This is a genomic window from Ketobacter sp. GenoA1 (assembly GCF_003671475.1).
GTDB lineage: Bacteria > Pseudomonadota > Gammaproteobacteria > Pseudomonadales > Ketobacteraceae > Ketobacter.
Genome location: NZ_RCHM01000009.1, coordinates 162,240 through 177,034, shown reverse-complemented (window position 1 = coordinate 177,034; position 14,795 = coordinate 162,240). Strand labels below are relative to the sequence as shown.

Sequence of the window (14,795 nt, the reverse complement as noted above, 5' to 3'; positions counted from 1 at the left end):
TCGTGACGCTCCACCGCCGGCTTTAAAGGTTGTGCGGTGGAAGGGATGCAACCAGTAGCAGTTTTTCACAGCGGGACAGTTTTTTGATCTGGGCTTCCCGTCTCGCCGCCTCGGAGCGGCTGCCGGCCGGTTCGGAGTAAACCAGGGTGACAGGCCGCCTGACCCGCGTGTAGCGGGCTCCGGCTTTGGCCTCGTTGTGTTCCCGCAGACGCCGCTGCAGGTCTGTGGTAATCCCCGTGTACAGCGTGCGATCCGAACATTGCAACATGTAAACAAACCAGCTTGACGGCATACCTTAACGCATCCAGCGTAACCAACGCAGCGCGCCCAGCACACTGGCCAGTGACGCGCTGACATAGGTGAGGGCACAGGCGGTCAGAATGTTGCGGGCAGCCGCCATATCACCCGGGGATAGATACTGACCTTCCTGCAAAATGGGCAATGCCTTGTTGAAGCTGGCATCCCACTCCACCGGCAAGGTCACCAGGTGAACCAGGGTCGACAGCAGAATGCCCACCACAATCACCACAATGGCCAAGCGCATCAAGCCCGGATTCAGCCCGGCCAGCAGCGGCAGTGCGATGAGCGCCACTTGCGACACCCGGGCCGCCAGTCCGGCTACCACAGCCAAGCGATAGCGGGTTGCCAGTCCGCCTGAACCCCGCTGGTGCTGAATCGCATGCCCCACCTCATGGGCTGCAACCACCACCGACGTCAGGGATTTACCCTCATAGTACTGCGGGCTCAAGCGCACCATCTTTTGTGACGGATCATAGTGATCGCCCTGATTGGTCTGCTCCACTCCAACGCCGTCGACGCTGAAGCGCTCCAGTAAATGACGGGCAAACTCGCCCCCGGTGCCGGGAAAATCCGGCCGGGGCACGGCGTGTTTTTGCAAAATCCTGCGGGTGGCGTACTGAGGCAGGAACATCACCCCCAGCAACAGCAACACCCCAATTAGGTAAATCATAGCAATTCAACAGTTTAGGAAATCAGATGGCATCATCGTTTACTGTAAATGATCGAAAAGGCAATAGGAACCTGCGCCGAGATGGATAGCATGTTGGTTTTTCTCTGCATCCTATCCAACCATCGTCCAACCATCGCGATCAGCGACGCAGATTGTGCAGGAACCGAAGCATGCGCGATAGTCCCCTGGCCATGAATCTGGCCAAGCACGTACCCAAACATGGCTTTTTATGGGGGCTGCTGCTGTTCATTCTATTGTTCGCTATAGTGCTGATAAAACCGGCCCCTGCAACCTTGCCTGACACCGGTGAGCTGGTACTGGATGCGGAAACCGGTGGCGTCGAGCTGGGCCCCTATATTGAGTATGCCCCGGCGGCTAAGGAATACACCCCGACAGAGCATGCCAACTCCATAGGTGCCGATCCACAACTACTGGCCGTGACCGGCTGGCAGCGTGCCCAGGCCGATGCCATCAGCCTCGGCTATCAACCATCCGCCTACTGGTTTCGCACCCGCTGGCGCACCGCCGCAAGCCTGGGGGAGCAAGCCTGGACATTGGTGATCAATAATTCCCACATAGATCACATTGAACTTCGCCTGTTCCAAAACGGCGAACAGATTCACCACTGGCAAACCGGCGATGCACTGCCCTACTCACAACGCCCCATTGACCATCCCATGTTTGTGTTTCCCATTACGCTGCAGGCAGACAGCGGCTATCAACTCTACCTGCGTATTCAAAATACGGAGGCCATGGAGCTGCCTATCAGGCTGCTGGATCAGCCCCACTTCACCACCTTCAACACCCTACACTCCTGGGTAGATGGAATATTCAACGGATTCCTGATCATTATGGCGGCCTACAGTTTGGCACTGTATGCCATTCTGAAAGACAAAACCTACCTGTATTACGTTTCCTACATCATTTCCATGCTGCTGTTTTTTCTGTATCAGCAGGGCTTGTTGTACCGTTTTGTTTATCCGCAATGGCCGCTTGTACAACATTATTTTCCACTGCTGATTTCGCTGTACATCTTTTTCTCCATCGCGCTGTTCTTTCGCACCTTACTGGCGCTGCCGCGACTGCTGCCAAAACACTGGTTGGTGTACAAACTGCTGTTATTGCTGCATGGGGTGTATTGCCTGCTTTTTCTGGTATTGGAATATCAGACAGCCATGTATCTGCTGATCGTGAATACGTTACTGTCGACACTGATGGCGGTCACCTCCATTATCATCCTCGCGGTCAAAGGTTCCCGCTCCGCGCAAATTGTGTTGGTGGGATGGACGCTGTTGCTGTTTTTCCTGGTGATCTTTACCGCCGCCAAAACCGGGGTTATCTACAACGAATTTATGGCGGTGTACGGACTACGCATTGGTATCAGCTTTGAGATATTGATCTTCTCATTTGCCCTTTCATTTCGCATCAATCAGGAACGCCAGGAGAAAGCGCAGGCGCTGCAGCAGGCCAATCAGGAGCGCACTGCAAAGCTGCAAGCACAAGAGCTGGCCCTGCAGCGGGAAATCGAGGCCAGCCAAGCCAAGGAAGAAGCCCTGCAGGTTGAAATACGCCACCGGGAAAACCTGGAAAAAGTAGTGATTGAGCGCACCGCCGATCTGGAGCGGACGCTACAGGAGCTGGAAAAATCCAACCGGGAACTGGCCTTGCTGAGCAGCAGGGACAGCCTGACCGGCCTCTACAACCGCCGCCTGTTCGATCTGAAACTGAAGGAGTACTGGAACCTGGCGCAACGCAATCAACAGCGCCTCTCATTACTGATCATCGACCTTGATCATTTCAAGCAGATCAATGATACCCGGGGACACCAGTGTGGTGATTATGTGCTGGCGACATTTGCCGAGCTGTTAATGAAAAATCTGCATCGCCCCAGTGATTTCATTTCCCGTTACGGCGGCGAAGAGTTTGCCATCCTGCTGGCCGACACCCCCTTGACCGGCGCCGAAATGATTGCAGACAAGATCGTCAACAAAACCGCCAACACCGTTTTCACCTGGGCTGGTGAAGAGTTTCACCTCAGTGTCAGCATTGGTATTGCCACCCAACAGAACACCAGCAACCTGGCTCCGGCGTCTCTGGTCAGCGAGGCCGACAAGGCGCTCTATGAGGCCAAGTACAGGGGCCGCAACTGCTGGATCAGCCATCACTGACAACGCGGCAATACACGGCCGCGCGACGGTTTGGCAAGCTGTTTGCTACCAATCGGGTTTGATGCATAAAAAGCGGTGCAAGGTGATCTATAGTGCGGATTTTTGTCGGATATACGACTCAAACACCTGCGCTGGTTGGATTCACCACACACCGGATGTTCTATGCCCGCCTGACAACGTTACCAAGACACTAGCCCTATGATCCGCTTCATCGTTTGCCATCTGCACCGCTCCAGCGCCCGCTTGCGCTTTCTGAATTTCAATGATCACCTGTGTGGCCCCGCTCCGTTACCCAAATTGGTGGAACTGATCGACGAGCCGCCAGCGGCGGGTGCCCCCAGTGAACACCCGTCGCCGGCCTTGCAGCAATTGAAAACCCACCTCCAACTGGCGGAGCCACAACTGGAACTGATTCCGGGATTTCGTTGCTGGATCGAGGCGCCGGGGGAGGTCATCCCGGTGTACATGGCAGCCGCCACTGACCGGGACCCATTCCCCCCGCCTGCCGGCAATCACTGGATCGAACTGCCGGAAAGCTGGATGTTTACACCACTGGAAAGGGAGTTACTGCGGGAAGCCTACGAATTTCTGCTGACCTGAATCAGCTTCAACCGGCGTAATAAGCAGCACGCAGCTTCATCAAACTCGGTGCACGCAGTTCCTGGCCATCGGCAGCGCGGGTTACCGCATATTCTGCGCCTTCCAGAACAATCTCTTCGCCACCTTCCGCGAAAGCCACCACATTGCGTTCTTTGACCCACTTGTGACGATACAAGCCACCTTTCGCCTTACTGAAATCGGCAACGATTCCGGCATGGGGAGGATTCACCACCACCACCCACCAGGGTGTATGGGCATCGTAAGACCAGGCATTACCCACTGTCTCCGGTGGCAGAAAACGCTCCACCAGGGTTTCCCCCACCACGCCATGTTGGTGTCGGCCGGCGGCATCCAGCCCCTCACCATTTTTGGGCTCCCGGGTCTCCAACACCTCTTCATTCACAAAGGCTTCCCAAGCAGGCAACACTCGATGCTTGTCGCCATCCAGACTCTTATGTTCGAACATCTCATCACTCCTCAAAATTGTTGCATTGGCAGGTTACACACCGGGGGATAGCAAGGCCTATGCCAGCTGCCACAATTGATCCCGAATTGCGCCACAGGGATGCCGAACTGATGCCCCATGGTGAAATCCGTGAGCAGCCGGGCTTTGAAACATTCCACAGGGACTACATCAACTTCCAAACCTCAGATCGACGGGGCATCCAATCCCAACCCGTGCTGAAGGTGAATGCGGAGGAGCTGCCGGTAGGCGCCAACGCTCAAGCGCTGCCCTTTCCATCCGGCCTGCATTCGATACTGCAACCCATTAATGAATATAACGAAGACATCAGGTTCGATGCGTAACTTGCACTATCGGGGATGCAACAGTTTTCCCTGACCCCAATGGCAAACCGTGCCCAAATCACCCTGCGCTCCAATTGGCCACACCCTGAATTCACCGGTGCGGGCCTATGGAATTTCTGCGCTGGCATGCTGTTCGTTGTTGCAGTTTTATCTACGCCATGTGTTGCACCGGATGAGCACAGCTTGGGTGTTCAGCGGCGCCCTGCTGTGCCTTTACAGTCTGCTGTTTGTCATTTTACAGGCCGAGGATTTTGCTCAGCTGATGGGCACACTTCTGGTGTTTGCGCTGCTGGCAGCGCTGATGATATCCACCCGCAAGCTGAACTGGTATGAGATTGCCAAAATTTCGAAGACTGACCTGAAACGGCCGAGACTGCATGCCAAAAAAAGGGGAGCTAGCGCTCCCCTATTTCCAGATATTTCTGCTTGATGGTTTCCAGATCCGCCAACCGATCATGCTGCCAGGGGTGGAAATCTTTTTTATAAAAATCCAGATATTCCGGCAACAGTTTCCAGACCATCCCTTTACGGCCCCAAAAATAGCGGGTGCCGTTCAACCACATTTTCCAATTGGTTAACTGATCTGTGTCCCGCAGCAGTTGTACCGTACTGGTGGCGGTTTCCAACACAAACAACGCCGTAAGCAAGGCCATCTGTGAGCGACGCAGCCATTGATCATCAACAGTACGCTGATATACATCAAAGGCCACCGCCTTGTGCTCGGTCTCTTCTATCACATGCCAGGCCCAGATTTTTCTCACCTGCGGGTGCAGTTTTTCCAATTCCTGCGGCGATTTGGTCATGAAAAAATCGGCCATGATGGCGGTGATGTGTTCAGCGCAGACCGTATTGGCCAGCTGCCGCTCCGGGGACCAGTTATCCCGCATCCATTGCGCCATTTTTGTCATGCGTTTTTCGATGCGCAAGACAGAAAAACCTTTACGCTTCATCAAGTCATTCAAGGCATCGTGTTCTTTGGAATGATGGGCTTCCTGTCCAATAAAGGCTCGAATCTGCTTGCGCAACTCCGGATCGGTGATTTGCTCCTGAAAATTGCGCACACTCTGGATGAATTGCTTTTCTCCTTCAGGAAAGGTGGCAGACAGGGCAGTCAGAAACAGGGTCAGCAGCGCATCGTTGCCATACCAATAATCCGGTATGGCATCACCAAACTCAAAATCCATGCGCCGAACCTTGATGCCCACCTCCATGATGCCTGTTGTATCCAGCTTCTTCGCAGCCGCGGTCATAGGGTTTCCCTCTGCGTCATTGTTATTATCGATCTACAGGATTATGCCAGCTGTGCCACAAAGCCATTAGGCCAGGGCAGGACAGAATGCTTGTCATCAGTGGCCAAGCAGGGTGCCCGTGGCGTCCGTCAGCCAGATCACCACCGCGTAGCGCGCGCCCTTACCGATGCCGCATAACAACAGCAGCACCCACCAGCGCACCCGCATCACCCCGGCAATAAAGGTTAATGCATCCCCTCCCACCGGTAGCCAGGCAAACAGCAATGTCCAGCTGCCGTAGCGCTGAAACCAGGCCTGGGATTTATGCAGGGTTTCAGGTTTGAAGGGAAACCAGCGGTGATGTTGAAAGTGCAGTAGATAACGCCCCATTACCCAGTTAACCCAGGCCCCCAGGGTATTGCCGAGTGTGGCATAGAACCATAATGCCAGCGCCGGCTTACCCTCCAGCAGCAGGGAGACCAACACCACTTCAGAATAAAACGGGAGTATCGTGGCGGCCAGAAAGGCGCTCACGAACAGCAGGCCATAACTCATCATGACAACTGCGGATCGTGTAATTCGAGATGGCTGTCATTACGGCGCACAGCCTGCTCAAACAGTCTGAACAGGGCTCGCTGGCGACGCTGGTAAAACAGGTATTCAGGGTGCCACTGCACGCCCAGCAAAAAGCCATAGCGGCCCTCAATCGCCTGCACAAACCCATCCCGGTCCCGGCCCACAATCGTCAAGCCATCGCCAAGACGTTCTATGGCCTGCTCATGGAGGCTGTTGACCTTAACCGCCTCCACCGCCAGCCCCGTGGCCAGTCGGCTGCCGGGTTCCAGATCCACCCATTTTACCGGGCGCAGACTGCGCCGGTTGGACGTTACCCGGCGCAAGGGGCGAATGTCCTGTTGCAGAGAGCCGCCGGCAACCACATTGATTAACTGGGCCCCGCGACAAATACCCAGCATGGGCAGGTTGGCTTCCAGTGCCTGTTCGATCATGGCAATTTCAAATCGGTCCCGTTCCACATCGTAACGGCGCCGGGGATGCAATTCACCACCGTAATGGTCCGGTTCAATATCATCACCCCCGCCAATAACGATTCCGTGCACCGGCACCTGGGGCATGCCGGTGTGGGCAGTGACGTATTGCGCCCGTAATCCGGCCAGCCGCAGCATCAAGCGCGTGGCCCACCAGGCAAAGGGGAAGCGCTTATGAGCACCGGTTACCGCGATCAAGGGCGATTCAACGGGAACATGTTCCACCGGTGTTTTCATGGATGGCTGCATCGACGGCTGCATGGGCGGTTGTGGTGAAATGCTCATGACTCCTTAACCAGGCGGGACGATGTCCTGAGCCATTCCGTGTCGAACGGTGTGGTAAAGGATTGCAGATACTGCTGGTAACGGTGACAGAATGCCTGCAGGCGCTTTGGGTCGGCCGCCAAACGTTCCACCTGCAACCAGTTTCGCCAGGGCTGATCCAGATTCCACTTGGGGTTATCGATATCGCAGTTAGGCAATCGATAATGCAATGTGGGCCGCGCCTTGATGCGGGGATCATCCAGACGGTTGCGGACCCGCGCCTCGTCCAGGTGCGTGAATAACGGCAACATGTCCATGCTGCGGTTTCGTGTGGGATTGAAATCGATATAGTCGTCGATCAGCTGTGACCGGCCCGGCTGGTACTGCCAGTCAATCACCTTCTGAATATAGTCTTTACCGAAATGCTTAATGTAATTGGTCAGTTTACGGGTCAGGTCAATCTGATCCTGATCGGCGATCCAGTCATACAGACACAGATACGCCCGCAGGTACGCCAGAATGGTGCTGACATCGGTGCCCGGCAACTCCGGATTCAAATGCAGGCCAAAGGCATAGCGAATACTGTTGCGGGTACCCAGGGCGCCCGCTTGCCGTAAACGGGTGAATAAATCCTGCACGCGGTGTAATTCCGACAGCGGCACCGGTGGTGTGACCAGCTCCCAGGGGACAATCTGCTCCGCCGCCTTGGTCAACAATTCGGTGGCCACCGCCTCGATGGAGAATTCATCCTCCAGATCCGCCGATTCCTCCAGGTGCGCACCCACCGCCTTAACGTAGGTGGCATCCAGCTCAATCACAAATTTACCCAATGCGGTGTCGTGAATGGTGAAGTCGAAACTGCTGTGGCGCTCCACCTTGCCACCCAGCTCCGCCTGCACACACTGGATGATCTGCTCCGGTTGCAGCCCGGCAAACTCCAGCTCCACACCTACCCGGCGCTCTTTATCCTGCTCGGTCCGGGTCGCCCCGGGTAACCAACTGCTGGTATTTGTCACACAAGCCTCCCAGATGGGTAACGGTCGGCAGATTGTCTGCCTAATCAATATTGTACAGATTCAAAGCCGGGGCCACACCTTTGTCGCATTTTGCCAGCCGATGATTTCAATATGTTGATGAGCAGACTAAACTTGCTTATAAATCATTCAGCAATAGTGTGCCCTGCAGTAATGGAACAGCATATCATCAGCCGTGACCAGTTCGAGGCTCAACTGGCGCGGGCGGCCGCCCAGGTCAAAGATCCCGAAGTGGGCCTGTTCGGGCCGGATTCCATGATGTGGCGGCTCTCACGCCATGCACTGTTCGGAGCCCACGGCGCCGGCCGTGCCCTGCTGCTGCAGATTGCCCATCCCTGGGTAACCCGCGGCGTGGACGAGCACTCCAACACCCGCACAGACCCTTTGGGCCGCGCCAAACGCACTTTCACCTCAGTGCTCTCCATCGTGTACGGCAATCTGGAACAAGCCACCAAATACGCCCGTGCGGTACACAACATTCATAGCCGGATTCAGGGCCGGATGGATTATGATGCCGGCGCTTTTGGCCGGGATACGCCCTATCAGGCCAACGAAGCACAGGCCATGCTCTGGGTACACGCCACCCTGTGGGATACCACGGTGATGATGTACGAACTGTTCCGTCGCCCCCTCAGCCAGCAGGAAAAAGATCAGTTCTACGAAGAAACCCGGTTGTTTGCCTATATGTTCGGGATTCCGGACGAGATTCTGCCCCCGGACTGGAATGCCTTCATGGAGTACAACCAGACCATGTGGAATTCGGATCAGCTTGCTGTCACCCCGGCCACCCGGGAGTTGACCGCGTTTCTGTTTCAGCCTCTGCATTTCACCCTGGCACCGGCCATGGCCTGGCTGAAAATAGCCACCGCGGCCACCCTGCCCCCCCGCCTGCGGGAGGATTTTGGCCTGCACTATGGCAACAAGGAGCGGTTGCTGTTCGCCAGCGGCCGCACCGTACTGAGCCTTGCCGAGCCGGCTGCCCCGGCTATCATCCGCAATGGGCCCGCCTATGTAGAGGCCACCCGCCGCATACGGGGCCTACCGTCCACCCTGCTGACCCGGGCTTTCACCCGGGCGATTTTTGGCCGCCCCGAATTGGTGGCGCTGAAGCCGCCCGGCGCCAAGTAATCGAGGCGTATGCATAGCCCGCACCGCCCACCACTGACGGCCCGTTGCCGCCGCCGCGCCATAGGACAAACCGGGCCGGGTGGACTATAAATACTAAAAACCCTTCATGGACAGAGGTGGACCTTCCTGAGCAACTATGCACGCTATTACATCTGGTTAATTCCTGCTTTTCTGACACTGCTCATCGTGGCCGGCGGCGTGTTGGTCGACCAACTCAACAACCAAACTGCAGACAGGCGACTGCGCAACGATATCCTGAGTGATATCAGCCTGTTACGTGCCAACCTGGAAGGTAGCCTAAGTTCCAATCTACAAACAGTACAGGGCCTGGTGGCGGCCATTCGACTGGAGCCCGACCTGAATCAGCAGCGCTTCTCGGACATCGCGCGACACCTGCTGGACAGCCAGCATCAGCTGAAAAACATTGGTGGCGCTCCCGACATGATCATCCGCCTGATGTACCCGCTCGCCGGCAACGAAGGCGCCATCGGGCTCAACCTGGCCCGGAATGAAGAGCAACGGCGGGCGGCACTGGAAGCCAAGTCCAGCAATGATATGGTCATTGCCGGGCCGTTGCAGCTGGTGCAGGGTGGTAGCGGCATCATCGGTCGCATCCCGGTGTTCGTTGAGCGCAATGGCCGGGAGGAATTCTGGGGCCTGATTTCCGCGGTCATCGATGCCGAGCAACTCTATCAGCAAGCGGGATTACACAACCCTTCGCTGCCTTACCAAATCGCCCTGCGGGGCAAGGATGGCAAAGGCGAACAGGGTGAGGTGTTTTTTGGAAACCCCGACCTGTTCCAGCGGAATCCGGTGCTGTCACAGGTCACCCTGCCCTCCGGTGCCTGGCAAATTGCTGCGATTCCAAAGCGCGGATGGCCACCCCATGCCCCCAACGCCATGGTATTGCGAACCACCATGGCGGTCATCGGAGGCCTGTTTATCTTCGGTCTGTGCACCTTGGTGCGGCTCTACCAACACCACCGCCTGAACAACCATCGATTACAAACCCTGGTGGAACTTTCCGAGGCGCAGAAAGCGTCCCTGGAACAGATGAGCCGGCAGGCCCGTATCGGTGCCTGGGAAGCGGACCTGGAGGCTGGCACCCTGTACTGGTCGCCGGTGACCAAGGAAATTCAGGAGGTGGCACCGGATTTCCAGCCCGGGCCCGGCGATGCGGTGCGTTTTTTTGAGGAAGGCGCCCACCGCCGGGCCATGGAGCAGGCCATTACCCTGTGCCGAACCCAGCAACAGCCCTGGAAGCTGGAAGCCAAGATCATCACCGCCCAGGGCAGCGAAATATGGGTGACCAGTACCGGTCAGGGTGAATTTGAAAACGGTCACTGCATTCGGCTGTATGGCTCCCTGCAGGACATCACCGAACGCAAATTGAATGAACAGCGCCTGGCCCAGACGCACGAGCAACTGGAACGGCAGATGTCCCTGCTCAGGGCCATTGGCCGGGCGCAATCCGCTTTCATCGTCAATGAGAATTACCTGGAGGCACTGCAAAGCTTGCTGAAGAATGTGCTGGCCCTGACCCAAAGCCGGGAGGGTTTTATCGGTGAAATTCTTTATGGGGATGACGGCGCACCCTATCTTAAAGTGCAGGCCATGATCAGCGAACCGGACCCCCATGAACTGCATGAAGAGAGCCAGGCATTCTATGAACAATTCGCCGTTCAGGGCATGGAGTTTCATAACCCGGACTTCCTGATCGGTCAGGCCATGACTTCGCTGCAGCCTGTGCTCTCCAACAGCCCCGGCAACGATATGCGGGCCGCAGGGCTACCGGATAATCATCCACCCATGCAGGCCTTTCTCGGTATTCCCATCATCCATAAAGGGCGAGGATTGGCGATGGTGGGGCTGGCCAATCGGCAGGCAGGTTACGATCTGGGCATGGTGACCTGGCTGCAACCGCTGATGACCACCATCGCCCAGTTGATCGACGGCTACCGTAACCAGGCCGCACGCCGCCGCGCCGAACAGGATCTGGTTGCGGCCAAAGAAGCCGCCGAACAGGCGGCCCGCACCAAGAGCGAGTTTCTGGCCACCATGAGCCACGAAATCCGCACCCCCATGAACGGCGTATTGGGTATGCTCAACCTGCTGCAAAAAACCCACCTGGACAGCAACCAGTTGCGGCGCCTGAACCTGGCCATGAGTAGCGCGGAATCCCTGCTCTTGCTGATCAACGATATCCTGGATTTCTCCAAGGTGGACGCCGGCAAACTGGACATCGAATTACTGGATTTCGATTTACGGGCCATGTTGGGTGACGTTTCCGAAGCAATGGCGCTGAAGGCGCAGGAAAAAGGCTTGGAGCTGATTCTGGATCTGACCGGGGTGGACGCCAGCATGGTGCGGGGCGACCCCAGTCGCATCCGCCAGATCTTCACCAACCTGGTGGGCAACGCGATCAAGTTTACCCTCCAAGGCGAAATTTTAATTCGCTGTGCACTGTCCCCAAACGAAAACGGCCTGATGTTTACTGCCAGCATCATAGACTCAGGCATAGGCATTCCCCAGGCCAAGCTGGCAACGCTTTTCTCCCCATTCACACAAGTGGATGCCAGCACTACCCGACAATACGGCGGTACCGGCCTGGGGCTGGCCATTTGCAAACAACTGGCCCAAACAATGGGCGGTGATATCCAGGTTGAAAGCGCACCGGGGCAAGGCAGTTGCTTCACCTTTCATCTGCGCCTGGAACCCAGTCAGATGGCCCGCCCGGTATTGCCGGAGATTGATACCCGCAGCCTGAGGATTCTGGTGGTAGACGACAACAGCACCAACCTCGAGGTGCTCCATGGCCAATTGACCCACTGGGGCATCAGCGTGTGCGAAGCCGGCAGCGGCCAGGCAGCATTGCAGCGTTGCGAAGAGCAAATGGCCAGAGAGCCGCAGCGCCGCCCCCCGTTCGATATTGCCATCCTGGACATGAGCATGCCCGGCATGAGTGGTGCACAACTGGCACAACGGTTAAAGGCGGATCATCAGCTAAAGGACATCAAACTGGTCATGATGACCAGCATGGCCCACCGTGGGGATGCCCGTTACTTCGGGGAGCTGGGGTTCAGCGCCTACTTCCCCAAACCGGTTACCACGGAAGATCTGCTCACCACCCTGTCGGTGATATCCACGCAGGATGCCGACGCGCCGCTGATCACTCGCCATGTCTTGAAATCACTGCGCCACGAACTGACACCAGGCGACACCCTGCACTGGCCGCAGGCCACCCGCATTCTTCTGGTGGAGGACAACAACGTCAATATCGAAGTGGCCAAACAGATCCTGGCCGACTATGGCTTGAATGCCGATATCGCCGGCAACGGCCTGGAGGCCATGGAATCCCTCTTATCCTCACCGGCACAGGAACCTTATACGCTGATTCTGATGGACTGCCAGATGCCGGAACTGGACGGCTATGAAACCACCCGGCGCATCCGCCAGGGTTTGGCAGGCGAACACTATCGCAAGATTCCCATCATTGCCATGACCGCCAATGCCATGAAAGGGGATCGGGAAAAGTGCCTGCAGGCCGGTATGGACGATTACCTGAGCAAACCCATTTCCACCGAGCGCCTGGTGGAAAAGCTACAACAGTGGGTGCTGGGCAGGGCGCCACAGCAAGCCGATACGGAACCCAACGATCAACCTCCTTCCGGGTACAGCACAGGCGCAGGCGTGTGGAATGAAAGCGAAGCCCTGACCATGGTCAAACAGCGGCAGGATCGCCTGCGCCTGTTGCTGGAATCCTTCTGCGATCATATTCCGCAACATCTACACACCCTTGATGACACCATACACCAGCACAATTTTGCCAAAATACGCTATCTGGCGCACACCATCAAAGGCAGCGCCGGGCAAATGAAAGCAGCCCAGCTGGAACAGATATCCGCCGCCATGGAACTGGCCGCAAAGAACCAGAACATCCAAGAAATAGAAGCCCTGAAAACCAGCTTGCATGCAGCCGCCAAGGCGGTGCTGGAGCGCTTCCGGGATTGGCTGAACACACATTCAACCTGATATTGGCTTTACACCACCACTGCGTTACCCTCGAACAAACAACAAACATAAGCCCAGGTAATGCAGGACATCCCCCAGATTCAAAAAGTGACGCACACCCTGCAGCAAGGCCGTTGGTTCAGTGCCATTGCCACACCGTTACAAGACGCCCTGATTGCTGCCGGCAAAGTCAAGACCCTGTCCCGGGGCAATACGTTGTTCTTGCGTGGCGACGCTCCCTGTGGCCTGTATGCCGTCATTGAAGGTGCTTTGCGCATCGGCATGCTGGGTGAAGACGGCAAGGAGGCCATCCTGACGTTTATCGATCCACCCAACTGGATTGGAGAAATCTCGCTGTTTGATGGCGAAGCCCGCACCCACGATGCCATTGCCGAGACCGATTGCCTGTTATTGCATGTACCCCAGCCAGCACTGGATGCACTGCTGGCGGAACAGCCCCGATACTGGCGTGCCTTTGGCCAGTTGTTGACCCAGAAACTGCGCCTGACGTTTTACGCCATCGAGGATTTTGCCCTGTTGCCCGCCCCCAAAAGACTGGTTCGCCGGCTGGCATTGATGGCGGAAGGCTACGGTGCCCGCACCGCAAACCATCCGCAAACCATCCGCCTGCAGCAGGAGCAACTGGGGCGCATGCTGTCCATCTCACGCCAGACCACCAATCAGATACTCAAGGATCTGGAAACCCGCGGCCTGATCCGCCTGGTGTATGGCGGCATTGAAGTTCTGGATCTGGACGCCCTGCAACAGCTGGGAAATCTGCCACCAATGTCAGGCAGCTGACAGACTTGCGGTAACCCATTGGTTAGGCTGACCACATGAGTGGCAACTGACCATAACAAACAGACAAGGAACCCGGCATGAAAACCCTCAACGAACAGCTGATCCAATACGCCGAATACCATCGTGACAAACGCAATATCCTCACCCACTTTATCGGAATCCCCCTGATTGCGGTGGCGGTGGCGACCCTGCTGTCACGCCCGGAATGGCATCTACTGGGCCTCAGCCTGACCCCCGCCCTGCTGGTGGCCAGCGCCGCCTCGGTATTCTATTTGAAACTGGATCTGCGCTTTGGCCTTACCATGGCGGTTGCTCTGGCAATAAGCCTGTGGATCGGCCAGGCCCTGGCTGCACAGTCCACTGCACTTTGGCTCAGCGCGGGGCTCGGGCTGTTTGTGGTGGGCTGGATCATTCAGTTTGTGGGCCACATCTATGAGCGCCGTAAACCGGCCTTTCTGGATGATGTGGTGGGTCTGGCCATCGGCCCACTGTTTGTCGCCGCTGAAGTCGCCTTTCTGCTGGGCCTGCGCAAAGAGGTGCAGGAAGCCGTGGAAGCGGTCGCCGGCCCTGCCGTCATCAAGCAGGCCGCCAACGCCCGACCAAACTGACAGCCACCTGCAAACACGCTCGGCCACAGCGCCGGGTGTGCCCTCCAACGAATTAATTCACCAGACTGACCTGCACCTGTCACTGCCTTGTCACCAGATCAGCATACCCACGCAACATAACCCACCTAG

Annotated in this window: 15 protein-coding genes; 8 read left to right on the top strand and 7 right to left on the bottom strand. The window is 56.7% G+C overall.

Translation table 11 applies throughout. The features are described from left to right. Nucleotides 1-22 precede the first annotated feature (22 nt). Complete coding sequence (locus D9N13_RS02235; RefSeq protein ID WP_290585321.1) at nucleotides 23-268, bottom strand: GIY-YIG nuclease family protein; 246 nt, start codon at nucleotides 266-268, stop codon at nucleotides 23-25. 27 nt (nucleotides 269-295) lie between these two features. Beyond that, nucleotides 296-970, bottom strand: coding sequence for a zinc metallopeptidase (locus D9N13_RS02230; RefSeq protein WP_290585319.1), 675 nt, complete (start codon nucleotides 968-970; stop codon nucleotides 296-298). Between the two features lie 170 nt (nucleotides 971-1,140). On the opposite strand from D9N13_RS02230, the gene D9N13_RS02225 reads away from it, so the two are divergent. After that, nucleotides 1,141-3,138, top strand: coding sequence for a diguanylate cyclase (locus D9N13_RS02225; protein ID WP_290585317.1), 1,998 nt, complete (start codon nucleotides 1,141-1,143; stop codon nucleotides 3,136-3,138). 198 nt (nucleotides 3,139-3,336) lie between these two features. Then, complete coding sequence (locus tag D9N13_RS02220; protein WP_290585315.1) at nucleotides 3,337-3,738, top strand: hypothetical protein; 402 nt, start codon at nucleotides 3,337-3,339, stop codon at nucleotides 3,736-3,738. 7 nt (nucleotides 3,739-3,745) lie between these two features. Here D9N13_RS02220 and D9N13_RS02215 read toward each other — a convergent pair whose 3' ends face one another. Next, the gene (locus tag D9N13_RS02215) at nucleotides 3,746-4,204 is read right to left on the bottom strand and encodes a hypothetical protein (protein ID WP_290585312.1); all 459 of its coding nucleotides are present in this window, start codon (nucleotides 4,202-4,204) and stop codon (nucleotides 3,746-3,748) included. A gap of 59 nt (nucleotides 4,205-4,263) precedes the next feature. Between D9N13_RS02215 and D9N13_RS02210 the strand changes: the two genes are divergently transcribed. Then, the gene (locus D9N13_RS02210; RefSeq protein WP_290585310.1) at nucleotides 4,264-4,545 is read left to right on the top strand and encodes a hypothetical protein; all 282 of its coding nucleotides are present in this window, start codon (nucleotides 4,264-4,266) and stop codon (nucleotides 4,543-4,545) included. Nucleotides 4,546-4,594: 49 nt separating this feature from the next. After that, on the top strand, nucleotides 4,595-4,975 hold the full coding sequence (locus D9N13_RS02205; RefSeq protein ID WP_290585308.1) for an inner membrane CreD family protein: 381 nt from the start codon (nucleotides 4,595-4,597) through the stop codon (nucleotides 4,973-4,975). Here D9N13_RS02205 and D9N13_RS02200 read toward each other — a convergent pair. From D9N13_RS02200 to D9N13_RS02185, 4 genes are all read right to left on the bottom strand, one after another. Next, nucleotides 4,941-5,795, bottom strand: a complete 855-nt coding sequence (locus D9N13_RS02200; RefSeq protein WP_290585306.1) for a metal-dependent hydrolase — start codon at nucleotides 5,793-5,795, stop codon at nucleotides 4,941-4,943. The two genes, D9N13_RS02205 and D9N13_RS02200, sit on opposite strands and share 35 nt — an antisense overlap. 96 nt (nucleotides 5,796-5,891) lie before the next feature. Then, nucleotides 5,892-6,332, bottom strand: coding sequence for a YqaA family protein (locus tag D9N13_RS02195; protein ID WP_290585304.1), 441 nt, complete (start codon nucleotides 6,330-6,332; stop codon nucleotides 5,892-5,894). Continuing rightward, on the bottom strand, nucleotides 6,329-7,105 hold the full coding sequence (locus tag D9N13_RS02190; protein WP_290585302.1) for a gamma-glutamyl-gamma-aminobutyrate hydrolase family protein: 777 nt from the start codon (nucleotides 7,103-7,105) through the stop codon (nucleotides 6,329-6,331). Before D9N13_RS02190 ends, D9N13_RS02195 begins: the two co-directional genes overlap by 4 nt. Then, the gene (locus D9N13_RS02185) at nucleotides 7,102-8,100 is read right to left on the bottom strand and encodes an amidoligase family protein (RefSeq protein WP_290585300.1); all 999 of its coding nucleotides are present in this window, start codon (nucleotides 8,098-8,100) and stop codon (nucleotides 7,102-7,104) included. The genes D9N13_RS02190 and D9N13_RS02185 overlap by 4 nt, the downstream gene beginning before the upstream one ends. A gap of 171 nt (nucleotides 8,101-8,271) precedes the next feature. Between D9N13_RS02185 and D9N13_RS02180 the strand changes: the two genes are divergently transcribed. From D9N13_RS02180 to D9N13_RS02165, 4 genes are all read left to right on the top strand, one after another. Then, nucleotides 8,272-9,246 (top strand): oxygenase MpaB family protein, encoded by a 975-nt coding sequence (locus D9N13_RS02180; protein ID WP_290585298.1) that lies wholly within the window; start codon nucleotides 8,272-8,274, stop codon nucleotides 9,244-9,246. A gap of 198 nt (nucleotides 9,247-9,444) precedes the next feature. Continuing rightward, the gene (locus D9N13_RS02175; RefSeq protein WP_290585296.1) at nucleotides 9,445-13,278 is read left to right on the top strand and encodes a response regulator; all 3,834 of its coding nucleotides are present in this window, start codon (nucleotides 9,445-9,447) and stop codon (nucleotides 13,276-13,278) included. 60 nt (nucleotides 13,279-13,338) lie between these two features. Beyond that, nucleotides 13,339-14,058, top strand: a complete 720-nt coding sequence (locus D9N13_RS02170) for a Crp/Fnr family transcriptional regulator (protein WP_290585293.1) — start codon at nucleotides 13,339-13,341, stop codon at nucleotides 14,056-14,058. Between the two features lie 77 nt (nucleotides 14,059-14,135). Further along, entirely contained in the window at nucleotides 14,136-14,666 is a 531-nt protein-coding gene (locus tag D9N13_RS02165) for a DUF962 domain-containing protein (RefSeq protein ID WP_290585291.1), read from the top strand. Nucleotides 14,667-14,795: the final 129 nt, after the last annotated feature.